This window comes from Rhodococcus sp. 008 (assembly GCF_001682295.1).
In the GTDB taxonomy this organism is placed as follows: Bacteria; Actinomycetota; Actinomycetes; order Mycobacteriales; family Mycobacteriaceae; genus Rhodococcus_F; species Rhodococcus_F qingshengii.
Genome location: NZ_CP015203.1, coordinates 388,389 through 404,887 on the forward strand (window position 1 = coordinate 388,389; position 16,499 = coordinate 404,887).

10 protein-coding genes are annotated in these 16,499 nt (G+C 63.3%); 4 read left to right on the forward strand and 6 right to left on the reverse strand.

Translation table 11 applies throughout. From position 1 onward, the window contains the following. The first annotated feature begins 622 nt into the window (after positions 1-622). The 3 genes from AOT96_RS32205 to AOT96_RS32215 are packed head-to-tail and all read left to right on the forward strand — an operon-like array spanning position 623 to position 6,701. A complete protein-coding gene (locus AOT96_RS32205; RefSeq protein ID WP_063892187.1) occupies positions 623-4,711 on the forward strand; it encodes a Pls/PosA family non-ribosomal peptide synthetase in 4,089 nt (1,362 codons plus the stop codon). Beyond that, positions 4,708-5,448 carry a BPL-N domain-containing protein gene (locus AOT96_RS32210; protein WP_082654969.1) on the forward strand — a complete coding sequence of 247 codons (741 nt, stop codon included), beginning with the start codon at positions 4,708-4,710 and terminating at the stop codon, positions 5,446-5,448. The genes AOT96_RS32205 and AOT96_RS32210 overlap by 4 nt, the downstream gene beginning before the upstream one ends. After that, complete coding sequence (locus AOT96_RS32215; RefSeq protein ID WP_058228506.1) at positions 5,445-6,701, forward strand: heparan-alpha-glucosaminide N-acetyltransferase domain-containing protein; 1,257 nt, start codon at positions 5,445-5,447, stop codon at positions 6,699-6,701. The genes AOT96_RS32210 and AOT96_RS32215 overlap by 4 nt, the downstream gene beginning before the upstream one ends. On the opposite strand, the gene AOT96_RS32220 is transcribed toward AOT96_RS32215, so the two are convergent. The 6 genes from AOT96_RS32220 to AOT96_RS32245 all read right to left on the reverse strand — a co-directional run bounded on the left by AOT96_RS32220 (position 6,658) and on the right by AOT96_RS32245 (position 15,082). Further along, the gene (locus AOT96_RS32220) at positions 6,658-7,431 is read right to left on the reverse strand and encodes a BPL-N domain-containing protein (RefSeq protein ID WP_082654970.1); all 774 of its coding nucleotides are present in this window, start codon (positions 7,429-7,431) and stop codon (positions 6,658-6,660) included. The two genes, AOT96_RS32215 and AOT96_RS32220, sit on opposite strands and share 44 nt — an antisense overlap. A 273-nt stretch (positions 7,432-7,704) precedes the next feature. Continuing rightward, entirely contained in the window at positions 7,705-8,988 is a 1,284-nt protein-coding gene (locus AOT96_RS32225; protein WP_065352562.1) for an IS256 family transposase, read from the reverse strand. A gap of 186 nt (positions 8,989-9,174) precedes the next feature. Continuing rightward, positions 9,175-10,962 carry an AMP-dependent synthetase/ligase gene (locus tag AOT96_RS32230; protein ID WP_065352992.1) on the reverse strand — a complete coding sequence of 596 codons (1,788 nt, stop codon included), beginning with the start codon at positions 10,960-10,962 and terminating at the stop codon, positions 9,175-9,177. A 161-nt stretch (positions 10,963-11,123) separates the two neighbouring features. Beyond that, the gene (locus tag AOT96_RS32235) at positions 11,124-12,530 is read right to left on the reverse strand and encodes an FAD-dependent oxidoreductase (RefSeq protein WP_065353027.1); all 1,407 of its coding nucleotides are present in this window, start codon (positions 12,528-12,530) and stop codon (positions 11,124-11,126) included. Positions 12,531-12,676: 146 nt separating this feature from the next. Further along, on the reverse strand, positions 12,677-13,504 hold the full coding sequence (locus AOT96_RS32240) for an SDR family oxidoreductase (RefSeq protein WP_058228580.1): 828 nt from the start codon (positions 13,502-13,504) through the stop codon (positions 12,677-12,679). A 24-nt stretch (positions 13,505-13,528) separates the two neighbouring features. After that, positions 13,529-15,082 (reverse strand): aldehyde dehydrogenase family protein, encoded by a 1,554-nt coding sequence (locus AOT96_RS32245; protein WP_058228579.1) that lies wholly within the window; start codon positions 15,080-15,082, stop codon positions 13,529-13,531. A gap of 134 nt (positions 15,083-15,216) precedes the next feature. Here AOT96_RS32245 and AOT96_RS32250 point away from each other — a divergent pair, with 134 nt between their 5' ends. Next, complete coding sequence (locus AOT96_RS32250; protein WP_058228578.1) at positions 15,217-16,458, forward strand: PucR family transcriptional regulator; 1,242 nt, start codon at positions 15,217-15,219, stop codon at positions 16,456-16,458. Positions 16,459-16,499 lie beyond the last annotated feature (41 nt).

The window sequence follows — 16,499 nt, forward strand, 5'->3', positions numbered from 1 at the left end:
TGCGTGCGAAGTGATCGCTGGCTGTTGCCTTCGCTGCCGCGCACGAAAAACGAAGCAGTCGCACTGACGATTTCGGTCACAATTCTCGACGTGCATGGCCCAGCCGAGGTCATCTGTGTTCGGGACCTTCGGCCCTCCTACATCGAGTGGTCACGCCCCTCGATGATGCTGCGCCAGCGCCTAAATCGGACAAAAGATGTGTACTGCACTGCACGAACCGGCAACGGCACTCCGGCGAGATTCGTCCGTCGCCGGACATTGGCCTTCTCTTCGACGACCTCCCGCCACACCGTTGGGACTAAAGTCACATTCTTATTTGCGGGGACTTTGCGACAACTATTCACAGCCTTATTCCACCGGCTTATCTGTGAGTTACCTGTAACCCTGCTGGCAGTGCCCCTGCACCAAATCGCGCCCCAACTCCCGCTGAAAGAAACTGGACGGTTTCGGAGACTCCACTCTTAATTCGAACATTTCCGGCGCTAGTGTTTTCCCCGCAACCGTCGTAGCGTGTGTCAGCGCAATCACTCAGCTAGTTAAATAGCGAAATACACCGCCGTGCCCGGACGAACCTTCGGAGCACGCGGTAGGACGGCGAGATCGCTCTCGCGAAGGGAAAATCATGTCGGATCACAAGAGTCTGTGGGCGGGCGCCTGGTCCGGCATGGAACCCGCACGCAGGAGTTACGCTGCGCTTCCCCGCCGCCTCAACCATGTCTTCGAAGCCAGCGCAGACTCGACCCCGGCCGCCATTGCGCTCGAGTGCGACGGGTACGCGATCTCCTACCGCCAACTGGATGAGCGGTCGAACCAGTTGGCGCATGTGTTGGTCGGCAAGGGTGTGGGGGTCGGGTCGCGGGTTGCGATTTTCCTGCATCGTTCCGTCGACACTTACGTGAGCTTGCTCGGTGTGCTCAAGGCTGGTGGAACATTTGTGCCGATCGATCCCGGTGCGCCGCCGGATCGTGTCGCCTACGTTGTCGAGGATGCCGGCGTTCAGCTCGTGCTGACCTCGACAGCGTTGGCTCCGAACACCGCGGACTGCACGGTCGAACGTCTGCTCGTGGACGACGCTGCGGCGGTGTTGGATGAGCAACCACGCCATCGACTCGCCCTCGATTCGCGGTCGGATCCGGATCCCGCCTGCTACATCCTCTACACCTCAGGCTCGAGTGGTCGCCCGAAAGGGGTGGAAGTCGCCCAGTCGAGTATCTGCAATTTCCTCGACGTAGTACCGGGCGTCTACGATGTCCGCCCTGACGATCGTGTCTACCAAGGTATGACGATTTCCTTCGACTTCTCGATCGAAGAGATCTGGCCTACGTGGGCCCGCGGCGCCACCATCGTCGCTGGTCCCACCGACAGTCGCCGACTGGGCGGTGAATTGGCCGATTTTCTCGACGTGAACACTGTCACGACGCTGTACTGCGTTCCGACTCTGCTTGCCACCATCCCGCGCGATCTCCCCCTCATTCGCAATCTGCTGGTCGGTGGGGAAGCGTGCCCGCGTGAGCTGGTGGAGCGATGGGCGCGGCCGGGCCGGACGATCCTCAACACCTACGGGCCGACCGAAGCCACTGTCACCGCGACGTGGGGGGAGCTTCTGCCCGGACGGCCGGTGACGATCGGGCGGCCACTGCCGACGTATTCGGTCGTCATTCTCGACGAGGCCCGTGGGCTGGTTCCCCGCGGCGAGGTAGGCGAAATCTGCATCGGTGGCCGCGGTGTCGCACGCGGATACGTCGGGCGCCCCGACCTGACCGCCGACCGCTTCATCGACCACTTTTCCGTGCCCGCAGGCCAGAAGCTCTACCGCACTGGCGATCTCGGCCGCTGGACGGATGCGGGTGAGATCGAGTACCTGGGCCGCGCCGATGCCGAGGTCAAGATTCGCGGCCACCGCATCGATCTCGGTGAGATCGAAAGTGTGCTCCTCGAACACCCGTCGGTGTCGGAAGCCGTCGTAGCGCTGGCGGCGGCAACACCCGGTGACACCACGCCGTCGGAATTGTGCGCCTACCTCGTCCTGGCCACCCCCGGCGAGGGCAAGGACCTCGTGAAGGAACTGTCGAGAGCTCTCTCGCAGCGCCTTCCGGGGTACATGGCGCCGACCTTCGTCGACGTCATCGCTGCGGTGCCGGTGATGCCAAGCGGAAAAGTGGATCGATCGAAGCTCCCGGAGCCGACCCGCCGACGCTTTTCCGCTTCGACCGGCCCCGTCATCGCACCGCGCAACGAGCACGAGCGAGCCGTGCGGGCGATCTGGGCGCGCGCTTTCGGCATTCCGGATGATGAGCTGTCGGTCGACGCGGACTTCTTCGACGATCTCGGCGGACACTCGCTACTGGCCGCAACAGTGGTCTCCGCGCTACGGGAGGGCGATATCGGTGCCTCGTTCTCGATCCGCGATCTCTACACCCACCCCACTGTCCGCTCGCTCACTCAGGCACTGGCAACAGAAAAGCCCTCCCAACCGGTGGCCGCGAATGTCGCAGTCAGGCATGCCGATACGGACGTCGCACGAGCGGGCGGTATCCAGTTGGGGGTGATCTACCTGTTCCTGCTGATCACCACACTTCCCGTCTCGTACGTCTACACCAAGAACGACGGCTTCGTATCCGTGCCGGTTCTGCTCGAGATGCTGATCGCCATCATGGCCACCTATCTCTGCGTGCGTTGGTTCCTGCCGGTGATCAGTGCGCGCCCTTTGGCCGCCGGCATCAAACCCGGACACTACAAGCTCTGGGGTCCGACGTATCTGCGATTGTGGACCCTCGATCTTCTTCTGGCGGTCGGCGCCCTGCCTGTGGTCAGCGGATCGCCCTTGATGTCGATCTATCTGCGCATTCTCGGTGCGGACATCGGTCACCGCACAACCATCGCAACGTCCTCGATCTCCCTGCCGGCCCTCGTCGAGATCGGCGACGGCGCCTCCATCGGATACGGCGCCACCATCCGGCCGTGGCGCGTAGAGTCCGGCGTGGTCACCGTCGGGAAGATCGTCGTCGAAGCCGGTGCGTTCGTCGGCGCCAACGTCGTACTCGAACCCGGATCGACCGTCGGAGCTCGCGCCGCGCTCGGCGACCAGTCCCTGTTACCGACGGGAAACACCATCCCGCAAGAAGCCCGCTGGGCCGGATCGCCCGCCGCGCCAGCCGAGGCGGTGGATCCGGCAGTGGAGACGATGATGCGCGCCGAAAGCGTGCGCGCCCGGTGGAAAGCACGCCACATCCTGGCAGCCGTCGCAGCATTGGCGGCGCTCGAATTCGGCGCCATCGCGTTGATGATCCCCGGCATCGCACTGGTGTGGGGCGCCCTGCTCACCTGGGGTGTGCTGGCGGGACTGGCGGCGACCTTGCTCACCGGCCCGATCTTCGTGATCTCGGTCTGCGTGTTCGTCGCCGTCAACAAACACCTCGTCCTGCGCAATGCCCCCGCCGGAATGCATCCCGTCCGCTCGGGTCTGGGTATCCGCAAGTGGATGGTCGACAAACTGCTCGAGTTCAGTCTGTTGTTCACGAACTCGCTGTACGCCACTCTCTACACCGCGCCGTGGCTACGGTTGCTCGGCGCAGACATCGGCCGCGGCGCCGAAGTCTCCACCGTCTCGCACGTCGACCCGGACATGCTCACCATCGGCAAGGACAGTTTCGTCGCCGACATGACCAGCGTGGGCAGTGCCAGCTTCGCGAACGGTCGAATCATGTTCCAACCCACACGAATCGGCGAACGCACCTTCATCGGCAACGCCGCCGTCATCCCGTCCGGAATGGAGATCGGTGACAACGCACTGATCGGCGTCGCCACGGTACCGCCCGCCGCCGGCGTCCCCGACGGCACCTCCTGGCTCGGGTCCCCCGCCATCTACCTGCCCAACCGACAAGACAGCGGCGACTACGACGACGAACTCACCTACACGCCCCCACGTGAGGTGGTACGTGATCGCTACGTGATCGAGTTCTTCCGCGCCACCTTGCCGCCGACAGTTCTCGGGATCAGCTTCTACCTGTACCTGCTGGTGTTGTCCTCGCTGGCGTTCGGGCGCGCACTCGCCATTCCGGCGCTCGTCGCGCCCCTGGTCGCGATGGCCTCGAGTCTCGCGGTGATCGGATTCTGCGCAGCAGTCAAACGCAACATGGTCGGCCGCTACCGCCCACGTGTGGAACCACTGTGGAGTAAGTTCGTCCGCCGCTCCGAGTTCGCGACCGGACTCTACGAGAGTGCCGCCGTACCGATCGGTGTCGGCATGCTCGTCGGAACCCCGTTCCTGCCGATGGTGCTGCGCTGGTTCGGTGCCACGATCGGGAAACGCGTGTGGTTCGGAACCACCTACCTCACCGAATTCGACCTCGTCCATATCGGCGACGACGCCACCATCGGAACAGAATCCTCACTACAAACACACCTGTTCGAAGACCGCGTCATGAAAATGTCCACAGTCACCATCAGCGCCGGCGCCAGCATCGGAACCCGGTCAATCATCCTTTACGACACGATCATCGGCGAACACGCCTCCCTCAGCCCTCTCTCGTTACTCATGAAAGGCGAAGAACTTCCGCCGAACACTCGGTGGCGCGGCATCCCCGCCGAAGCCGTTCTCGCCGACGACCCCCATACCCGCGGCATCGAGGACTCGGTCCTGCGCCAGAGCACCACCCACCCCGGTAATGCTGCGCGTACTCTCATCGCCGCTCAAGGAGTATCCGCATGAAATGGGTATCGCTGGCCCGCAACACCTCCCGCCGGGCAAGGATCTCCAGCACCCGGCCACACCCACGCGCGCTGGTCTACCGCGGCCCGGCGTCACTTCCGGGATGCCCGGAAGCCGTCGCGGACCTCCTGGCGTCGAGCGTGTGGAACTTCGACGTCCACTTCGTCGGCCCGGACGAGAAGTTGCAGATCGACGAGTCGACGCTTCATTCGGCCGCGCTCTATGCCCAACCCGGCGGTGGCGATCTCGGCAGTGCATTCGCTCACCTGCGTCGGCATGTTCCCGCAATTCAACACTTCGTCCGCTCCGGCGGACGGTACCTCGGCTTCTGCCTCGGCGGATACCTCGCCGGCCGCAGCCCAGGATTCGAATTGCTTCCCGGCGACGCCGACCAATACGTCGCGACTCGCAGTGCCGAAGTGCACACGACCAGAAGCACTGTCCTCGAGGTTGATTGGAGCGGACAGGTCGAAGAGATGTACTTCCAGGACGGCCCCTACTTCTCACTCGATCGCCACTACCGCCGCTACTACGACTGCGAAGCGAGCATTCTCGCTCGCTATCGCAACGGAAGCATCGCAGCGCTGAAAATCGACTACGGTCAAGGCCGCGTCGCCGTCGTAGGGCCACATCCCGAAGCGGACGAAAGCTGGTATCGAGGAGACGGTTTGGATGCGCCCGAGCACCTTGCCACCGACCTCGGGCACCGCCTGATCAACGCGGTGATGATCCGATGACCGGTAATGACCTGGTCGCCACCAGCCCCACTAAGCCGATCAACACCACCCGCGCCGCCGTCTCGGCCCCACGACTTCTCGGCATCGACGCCGCCCGCGGAATCGCGCTGTTCGGGATGATGGCCGTGCATTCGCTCGTCGCTGTCGGTGAGGACGGATCCCCGACGCTGTCCTACAGCATCGCAGCAGGACGATCCTCCGCCTTGTTCGCGGTCCTGGCCGGAGTCGGAATCGCCTTCACCACCGGACGAGCCCGCGTACAACGCGGACAACGGGGCGCTACCGCGGCAGCGCTGGCAACACGAGCCGGCGCAGTCGGAGCTATCGGATTGCTCCTGGGCTACACCGACGCCGAATACGCCGTCGTGATCCTCCCGTACTACGCGATCCTCTTTCTCCTCGCGATCCCACTCGCCTTTCTCCCGACCCGCACCCTCGCCGCGCTCGGAGTGCTGATCGCGATCGCGGTGCCAGCGGCCATCGAACTCGTCGGCTCCTCGCTCCCAACCCCAAGCTTGGACAATCCCACCCTCAGCGCCATCATTGACAACCCGGGACGCTGGACAATCGAACTATTCCTCAACGGCGAATTCCCGGCACTGCCCTGGGCCGCATACATCTGCGCCGGCATCGTCATCGGCAGACTGCGCCTCACATCGGCGAACGTCGCCGCAGCACTGCTGGTCACCGGTTCCGCGATGGCAGTCGGCGCCCGAATCCTCTCCGAGATCCTGATCTTTCACCTCGGCGGCCTCGAACACCTCGTCAGCGGCAGCAAGCTACCCCGCGAAGACATCCTCGACCTCATCTCCTACGGAGCCGACGGTTCGGTAGCCGGTTCGTCGTGGTGGTGGCTTGCCGTCGACGGCCCCCACTCCAGCACACCCCTCGATCTGCTGGGGACAATCGGCTCCTCCGTCGCAGTGATCGGAGCGATGCTCTTCCTCGGTCACCTGGCAGGCACAAGACTGGAAAAGATGACGCGCCTCGTCATCGTCCCGTTGGCAGCCGCCGGCTCGATGACATTGACCCTGTACGTGCTGCACATCTGGTTCATCAACTCCCCCTACGACACCTACGAGCCCTGGACGGGATACATTCTGCAAGTGTGTGCCGCGCTCAGCCTCGGGATGTTCGTCAAACTCACCACAGGACGAGGACCACTGGAAGCATTCGTCACGATGCTCGCCAATCGCAGCAGGCGCGCAGTCACGGAAAGGACGTCGCAGAGCGCTGCTGCGCACCATCACTGACCGACTCGATCAGGTCCACACCGAGGTCGAATCGGATACCGTCAGGATTGGTGAGACCGCCTGTGTACCAAAACTGGTCAGCTTCGGGGTGCGGACCGACGACACCGACCCGTCCGCGGCCGAAGTCGGCAGCCACCGCCGCGACCCGACCGTTGCGGTAGCGCGCCAGAACCTCCGTCGGGGCATCGCCGCGAAGGACGAAAATCGGCCCATCCTGGAAAAACATCCACCGCTTGTCTCCACGCCATGTCACCTCGACTACCGTGTTGCCAGTGGTGTCGATCTCGGAATTCCGAGAGGAGATGTACCGCGCAGAATCACCTGGCAGAAGTCCGAAACCCGGTGTCGCGCCAGCCAAATAGCCGCCCAAACAGAACCCGAGATACCGGCCGCCCGCGTGAACCCACTCCCGGATCAACGGTGCGTGTTGCTCCATATGCACCCACGCCGAGGCAAGCCCCCCACCACCCGGTTGCGCGTACATAGTCGCACTGGCCAACGATTCCCGCGTCAACGGGACATCCTCGTCCGGGCCGCAAAAGACGACGTCATACGGATCGTCCGCCAACGTGAGCAAACGCGCCACCGCCTCGGGGCAGCCCGGCGACGAAGCCGGACCGCGATAAACCAACGCGCGCCTCGACAGCGCCCGCGCGGAATTTGCTGACGCAACACTTGCCCCGCCGATCGCCACTACCGCCGCCGAGCCGAGGAACGCACGTCGATTCATCACACTGGCGCTACCATCATCGACACAAATAACATTGGACCGACAACCATGGGATCAGCCTAGCGAACACTTGCGAATGCCCCTCGCCGCACGCTGGTCGAGTTCCACAACCCACCGCCCCGTATCACTGCAACGGCCATGTCGGCGTCATGTTCGACTCGAACGAGACCCGGTTCCTCACCGACACCCATGCGTGCGACCTCCTCAATTCCATCCCGAATCGGAGTTCGCACAGGGTCTGTCCAGAAAACGGTGTAATTGATTGGTTTCTAACTACTTTCGTCCGGCAGACAGCCGTCCGTCGAACGTTATCTCGAAGGCATTCAGTGCTGCCTTCCATCGGTTGGACCAGCGCCTGCGGGCGGTGCCTTTGGGATCGAGGCTCATGATGGCCAGATACACGCATTTCAAGGCCGCGGCCTCGGTCGGAAAGTGTCCACGGGCCTTGACAGCCCTGCGGATTCGAGCGTTGACACTCTCGATGGGGTTGGTCGTGTAAATGACCTGCCGGATGGCGTTGTCGAATTGTAGGAACGGCACGAACTCAGCCCAGGCGTTAGTCCAGAGCCTGATGATCGCGGGATAGCGTTTCTCCCATTTGTCACTGAACTCTGCGAATCGGTCGAGCGCGGCCTGCTCCGACGGAGCCGTGTAGACGGGTTTGAGGTCCTTGGCGATCTCGGACCAGTCCTTGCGGGAGGCATAGGCGTAGGTGTTACGGAGAAGATGGACCACACAAGTCTGCACGATGGTCTGTGGCCACACTTGCTCGATCGAGTCGGGTAGATGCTTGAGACCATCGCACACGACGATCAGAACATCCTGCACACCACGGTTTTTCAGCTCGGACAACACCCGAAGCCAGTACTTCGCTCCCTCCCCGTCGCCGTGCTCACCGACCCACAATCCGAGGATGTCGCGGGTGCCGTCGACAGTCACCCCCATCGCGACGTAGATCGGCCGGTTAGCGACGTTGCCCTCGCGAATCTTGACGTGGATGCAGTCGATGAACAACACCGGGTACACAGGATCCAACGGCCGGTTCTGCCACTCGGCCATGCCTTCCATCACCCGCTCGGTGATCGTCGAGATCGTCTGCTTGGACACATCAGCTCCGTACACCTCGGCCAGGTGTGCAGCGATCTCACCGGTCGTCAAACCCTTGGCCGACAATGAGATCACCATGTCCTCCACGCCCGACAGCCGACGCTGCCGCTTGGCCACGATCTTCGGCTCGAAGGAGGAATCCCGGTCACGGGGCACCTCGAGTTCGACCGGGCCGGCCTCGGTCAACACGTTCTTGGCTCGTCTGCCGTTGCGGGAGTTGCCGCTGCCCCTCCCTGCCGGGTCGCTCTTGCCGTATCCGAGGTGGTCGTCCATCTCGCCTTCGAGCGCGGACTCCACGACTAGCTTGGTCAGCTTCGACAGCAATCCACCATCTCCGGTCAACTGCAGCCCTTCGGCTCGCGCCTGCTCGACCAGCTCTTTGAGCCGCGCATCGCTGATACCCGGCTGAGCCGAGTTCGTCTCTGTCTCACGTTCAATCACGTCAGTCATAGTGGCGTATCTCCTTTCAGAGTTACACCGTTGTTCTTACAGTCCCTTCGCACATAAACCTTTGGTGTGACTTTCGGCTGAATGTGGCATGGTTTTTGCTGCCTAATTTGGCATGCTGTGAGGTTTGTCGATTTTTCCTTCAGTTCTCCAAGGGAATTTTGGATACCAGTGAGCGGAGTCGATCGGTCAGGCGTACAGGTCGCTGATCTTGGTCTTGTGAGCTTCGTGAATGATGTTGCGCTTGAGCTTGAGCGTCGGCGTCAATTCACCGGTCTCCTGGGTGAAGTCGACCTCGAGGATCGTGTACTTCTTGATCTGCTCGGGGTTGGAGACCTTCTTGTTCGCGTCGGCAACGGCCGAGTCGATCTCGGCGATCAGGTCGGCGTTCTTCACCAGATCGGCAATCGGGGTGCCGGCGGGCAGGCCGTTGCGCTCGACCCAACCGGGCAGAGTCTCCGGATCGAGGGTGATCAGTGCACCGATGAACGGCTGACCGTCGCCGACGACGAGGCACTGGCTGATCAGTGCGTGCGCGCGCAGGGAATCTTCGAGGCCTGCCGGTGCGACGTTCTTGCCGCCCGCGGTGACGATGATTTCCTTCTTGCGCCCGGTGATGGAGACGTAGCCCTCGTTGTCGATCGAGCCGAGGTCGCCGGTGTGGAACCAGCCGTCGACGATGGATTCGGCGGTGGCCTTCTCGTTGTGCCAGTAGCCGGCGAACACGACCGGGCCCTGCAGGAGGAGTTCGCCGTCCTCGGCGATCCGTGCTGCATGGCCGTTGATCGGCTTGCCGACGGTGCCGACGCGCTGCGCGCTCGAGGTGTTGACGGTGATTGCGGCGCTGGTCTCGGTGAGTCCGTAGCCCTCGTAGATCGGGATGCCGACGCCGCGGAAGTAGTGGCCGAGGCGCGCGCCGAGGGCTGCGCCACCGGAGACTGCACGCTCGCACTCGCCGCCCAGAGCTGCGCGCAACTTCGAGTAGACGAGCTTGTCGAATACCGCGTGCTTGAGTTTGAGTGCCAGTCCGGGGCCACCCTTTTCGAGGGATTCGCTGTATTCGATGGCGGTGGCAGCAGCCTTGTCGAAGATGCTGCCCTTACCGCCGTCGACTGCCTTCTGGCGAGCCGAGTTGTACACCTTCTCGAACACGCGGGGCACCGAGAGGATGAAGTTGGGCTTGAAACCGGCGAACTGCTCGAGCAGCGTCGTCAGGTCCGACGTGTGGGCGACGGTGACCTTGGCGTCGAAAGCGCCGAAGGAGATCGCTCGCGCGAATACGTGGGCAAGCGGCAGGAACATCAGCGTCTTCTTGCCGGGGACCATGGACTCCGGCATCGCCAGGCGGCAGGCGTTGGACTCGGCGTAGAAGTTGGAGTGCGTCAGCTGGACACCCTTGGGGCGTCCGGTGGTTCCGGAGGTGTAGATCAGGGTCGCGGGCGAGGCAGCGGTGACCTGGTGACGACGAGTGTGCAGTTCTTCGTCGGTGATTGCCGAACCGCGACTGGACAGCTCGTCGATAGCACCCGACTCGATGACAAGAACCTCGCGGAGGGCTTCTGCACCGTCGGTGACTTCCTTGTGAGTCTCCGCGTGCTTGGCCGTTTCGACGACCAGAAGTGTTGTCGCGGAATCCTCGAGGATCCACTGCGCCTGATCAGGGGAGGAGGTCTCGTAGATCGCGACGGTGCATCCGCCTGCAGTCCAGATGGCGTAGTCGAGAACGACCCACTCGTAGCGAGTCGCTGACAGGATAGCGACGCGGTCGCCGAGCTCGACACCTGACGCGATCAGGCCCTTGGCAACTGCGGAGACCTGCTTCGCGAATTCAGCTGCAGTGACGTCGACCCAGCCGCCGTTCGACGGCCTCTTGAACGGCACGAATGTGGGGTCTTCTTCGGCGTGACGGAACACGGAGTCGGCCGTGGAAATGTTTCCAGGAATTGAGAACGACTGTGGAACTGAGAACTCGCGCACTATTGACCCCTTCAGTGACAGCTCTGTGGCCGCTTCGGTAAATGAAAACCCCCGTTCTTCTTGGAATCGGGGATGGTGTCTGCCGCATGAAACGCCGTGAAGAGTTCGGACACTTCTGGGCATATTCAGGTGTTCGAGCACTCAGTTCACGTGGATTCGACTCAGTGGGTGCGGTCGGGCTCGGATGCCTTCAGCATGTCGTGACGCTCGACGACCTTGATGCGCTCACGGCCTTCGGGCTCGCCCAGGCTGCGCTCGTGCGCGTCGAGGCGGTACCAGCCCTGCCAGGTCGTGTACGGAACCTGCTTGCCTTCGAGGAACTCGATGACGGCGTTCTCGTCGGGGTTCGCGGCGCCCGCGAAGTCGACGGAATCCTCGAGAAGATTCGCGACGGTTTCGTTGGCGTCACCCTTCGTGTGGCCGATGAGGCCGACGGGGCCGCGCTTGATCCAGCCGGTGACGTAGGTGGCCGGCATGAACCGGGCTGCGCCCTCGGCGTTGTCGTCGGCGACGACGCGTCCGGCGTCGTTGGGGACGGTGCCCGCCTGGTCGTCGAACGGCAGCTGCGTGATGTTCTGCGAGAGGTAACCGACGGCGCGGTACACGGCCTGGACATCCCAGTCCTTGTACGTGCCGGTGCCCTTGACGTTGCCGGTGCCGTCGAGCTGAGTGCGCTCGGTGCGCAGGCCGACGACCTTGCCGTCTTCACCGAGGATCTCCGTGGGAGATTCGAAGAAGTGCAGGAACAGCTTGTGGGGGCGGGCTCCGACGTCGCGAATTGCCCAGTCCTGCAGCGTATTCGCAACCATGTCGACCTGCTTGGAGTTGCGGCGAGCCTGCTCGGAACCCTCGTCGTAGTCGATGTCCTCGGGGTCGACGATGACCTCGATGGTCGGCGAGTGGTCGAGTTCGCGCAGTTCGAGAGGCGTGAACTTGGCCTGGGCCGGGCCACGGCGTCCGAAGACGTGAACCTCGACGGCCTTGTTGTTCTTGAGGCCCTCGTAGACGTTGGCGGGGATCTCGGTCGGCAGCAGTTCGTCGCCGGTCTTGGCGAGGACGCGGGCGATGTCGAGCGCAACGTTGCCGACGCCGAGGACGGCGACCTTCTCGGCTTCGAGCGGCCACGTACGCGGTACGTCGGGGTGGCCGTCGTACCAGGAGACGAAGTCGGCCGCGCCGTAGCTGCCGTCGAGTTCGATGCCCGGGATGCCGAGCGCGCGGTCGGCGTTGGCGCCGGTCGAGAAGATGACCGCGTCGTAGAACGACTGCAGGTCGTCGAGGGTGATGTCGGTGCCGTAGTCGATGTTGCCGAGCAGGCGGACCTGAGGCTTGTCGAGCACCTTGTGCAGGGCAGTGATGATGCCCTTGATGCGCGGATGATCGGGCGCGACGCCGTAACGAATCAGGCCGAAGGGCGCGGGCATGCGCTCGAAGAGGTCGATGCTGACGCCGCGGCCGGAAACTGCGGTGTCGGATTTCATGAGGGCGTCGGCGGCGTAGATGCCGGCGGGGCCGGCGCCGACGATCGCGACCCGGAGTGGGCGTGGAACATCGTCCTCGGGCGACATCGGTGTCGCGGAAATGGAAGCTTCGGTGGTCATGAAGATCTTCTGCGCCTTCTGTCGTTGACTGAGATGAAGTGCTGTCATGCCGACTCCGGAAGAATCGGAGCGACGACCGAGACGAAGTGCCCGCGCATCGCGGACACTCTGGCTCAGCTGTGACGAGCCCGCTCTTCGTAGGCCCGCCTGGCTGCGGTGTCGACGTCCTCGAGAAACACTCTGTCCGTGTGAAGCGCTCGGGTGAGCGCTTCGCTGACCTGGCGGGGGAAGAACTTCTGACTGGCGGCGAGAGCGCCGACGAGCTTGGTCACCCGCACCTTCGGCTTGGGGCGTTCGATCAATGCCACGACGGCACGTGCGATGTCTTCCGGTTCGGCGTTTTTGAGTCCGGGAAGCCCCTTGGTACCCGCCGTCAACTCAGTGTTGACGAAGGATGGCAGGACCGCGGAAAACTTGATTCCCGTACCGCGGTGCTCCACCCGCGCGGCGTCGGTGAAACCGACGACGGCATATTTGCTGGCGCAGTAGGTGGCCAGTCCGGGCGTGTAGATTTCGCCGGCGAGTGAGGCGATGTTGACCACGTGTCCGCGGCCGCGCGGCAGCATTCGCCGAACAGCGAGTTTGGAGCCGGTGATCACCCCGAGGACGTTGATATCGAGGATCCGACGGGTGACCGCGTCGGGTTCGTCCGCGATCCGGCCGGCGGGCATGATGCCGGCGTTGTTGACGAGCACGTCGATAGGCCCGAGCGTTGCTTCCACGTCGTCGAGGAAGGCCTCGAAGGATTCGGTGTCGGTCACGTCGAGCTTGCGGTAGCTGGTCAGCCCGAGTTGGGTCGCGGACTCCTTGAGTTTGGCCTCGTCGATGTCCCCGATCGCCACCTTCGCGCCGAGTCTGGTCAACGCGGTCGCGGTCGCGAACCCGATTCCGCGGGCACCGCCGGTGATCGCGATGACGCGACCGTGCAGAGATTGTGTCATTTTCCTTGTGTCCTTCAGTCGTCGTTACAGGGAGTTCGAGCGGCTTGCTGCGGACAGTCGGCGGCGCGGGTCACGCGCGACGAGGGCGCGCAGCAGCCGGCCGACGAAACGACCACGGAAGGGGGTGTACGGATACCAGAGCAATTCCCGCTTCATCACGGGTCCGCGCGGCATCGTGATCGCCTGCTGCCGGGTGTACTTGCGGATTCCGTATTCACCCCCGAATCGTGCGCCGAGACCGGATTGCTTCCAGCCTCCGTGCGGTAGCCCCAGCGCGAACAGATTGGAGAAGGCGTCGTTGATGTTCACCGCGCCGACGTCGAGTCGGCGGGCGATCTCCTCGCCGCGGGTTCTGTTCCCGCACCACACCGTCGCAGACAGGCCGTACTCGGAATCGTTGGCCAAACGTACGGCTTCGTCGGCGTCGGCGACCTTGACCACGGGGATGGTGGGCCCGAAGGTCTCTTCCCGGATGCAGGCCATCGAATGGTTTACGTCGACGAGGACAGTCGGCTCGAAGAAGGTGCCGGTGCTCCCGGCTTTTCCTCCGGTCAGGGCCGTGGCGCCGCTGTCCACAGCGTCGGTGACGTGACGGGCAACGAGGTCACGTTGCGCCTCGGTGGCCAGCGCGCCGACATCGGTGCGATATCCGTCGTCGCCGGTGCCCTGTCGGAGCGAGCCGACGAGTGCCACCAGTCGCGCGACGAACTCGTCGTGGACGGGGGCCTCGACGTAGACGCGTTCGATCGACACACACACTTGTCCGGCATTGAACAGGCCTCCCCAGGCGATTCCGGCTACCGCGCGGTCCAGGTCTGCATCCGCCAACACGATCGCTGGGTCTTTGCCGCCCAGTTCGAGGCTGCACGGCACCAGTCGCTCGGCAGCCCGCACCGCGATCGCTCGACCGGTTGCGGTGGAACCGGTGAACTGCACGAAGTCCACCGAATCCACTACCGCTGCACCGGTGTCGCCGCGGCCGGTGAGGACCGAGAAGACAGGGGGCGCACCAATGTCCGACCATCCCCGTGCGAGTTCGACGGCTGCCAACGGCGTCACCTCGGACGGTTTGAGCAGAACCGCCGCGCCGGCGAGCAGAGCCGGGATGATGTCCATCGCCGGCATCGCGAGCGGGAAGTTCCACGGAGTGATCACACCGACTACCGGGTAGGGGCGGACAGTTTTGATCAGTCGCTTGGTCATCGAGAGCGGTCCGTGGGGTTTCACACGCTCGTCGGCGAGAAACGTGCCGGCATTGTCAGCGAAGTAGTTGATCAGATCGCACGCGAGCGCGGGCTCGATGGCTGCTTCGGCGCGCGGTTTGCCGGTCTCGGACTGCAGTACGTCGATGAGATGGCGCTCGTTGTCGAGGAGCCAGTCCCGCAGCTTCCGTAGCCACTTGGCCCGACCTTTCGGCCCCAGCGCTTCCCACTCGACTTGGTGAGCGCGCAGAGATCGGACGGTCTCGGTCACTGTCTCGGAACTATTGTCCGGTACGCGCGCGACGAGGCGTCCGTCCGCGGGGCAGTGCACATCGTTGTCGTCATAGCCCGTCTCGGCCTTGCTTCCGGATCTCATATGAACCCCGCCTTCTATGATGTGCGCCACGTCTTATTAGAATTACACAAGCGATCTGAAGTTTGCTTGGCGAAATAGGCCAAGGAGATTGGTAACTCTTGTACTTTGAGTCCAAATGCGAAAGAGGTGCTGACGTGTCCGCTGACGACATGGTGATGGCCTGGCTCCGGGAATTCGCTGCGGAGGCGCTGGTGCCCGGCACCCTCGATGGCCTTGTCGCGCGCTTCGACGCAGCAATAGTGGCGGAGGTCCCCGAAGTTTCCGCGGACCGGGAGTTGCGACGGGACCTCGATGCCAGCACCCGCGGGCAAGGGCGTGCGCTGTTGATCTGGCTCACCGACGACTCCGCCGAGGTGGACCTACCGCTCGCAGCTCATGATCTCGCGCGCACGATCGCCCGACGAGGTCTGCATCTGAGGGTCTTGATGCAGATCTACCGAGTCGGCCAGAAGGCGCTGCTGAGGTTCGCCGCGGAAACGGCAAGTGAGCGCATCACCGACCCCGTACTGGAACCGAAGGTATTGATACGGCTCCTGGAGCGGGCGAATCACTGGCTCAACGTGTCGTTGGAGATACTCACCGATACCTACAGTGAGGAACGAGAGCGCGGATTGAGCGGCGCATTCGCACGGCAGGCGGAAACCGTGCAGGCGATCATCCGAGGTGAGATCGTCGATGCAGCGGCGGCATCGAACCGTTTGAATTACCCGTTGATCAGCCATAACACGGCACTGGTGCTGTGGTTCGACAATGCGCCGTCAGAGCAGACCGAGCACGTGATCGGCGTCCTGAATTCCGTTGTCCGCGCGGTCGCGGCCACGATCGGGGCTCGCCAGCTACTGACTCTGCCGTCGGGGTCGCGAGGGCTCTGGGCGTGGCTGTCGATGGACGTCGAGTCGGATCTCGCCGCAGTGGACATCGGTGCGGATATCCCGGCCGGGATATCGATCGCGATGGGCAACCCAGGCAAAGGAATTCGAGGATTTCGGCAAAGTCACACCGAAGCTGTTTCCGCTCAACATATTTCGGAACAACAGGAGGTTGCGGCTTGTCCGATATTGTATGCAGACGTCGAAATTATCCACCTACTCGACGGCCACCCCGACGCGGCGAGGGCACTGGTTTCGCGTGAACTACGCGGCCTCGACGGTACCGATGCAGCCTCCACCCAGTTGCGCCGCACTCTGCGCACCTACCTGAATGTGAACCGCAGCCCCGACGCGGCAGCTCGCGCTCTCGGCGTGCACAAGAACACCGTGCGGTACCGCATCCAGCGCGCCGAGGAGATGCTCGGACACCCCATCGGGGCCAACCGGCTCAAACTCGAACTTGCGCTCGAATACGCCGACACCTTCGGTCCGGCCATCCACGAGTGACATTCTTCAGCTGGCCGATGCCCTGCAGGGGTGTGGTTAGA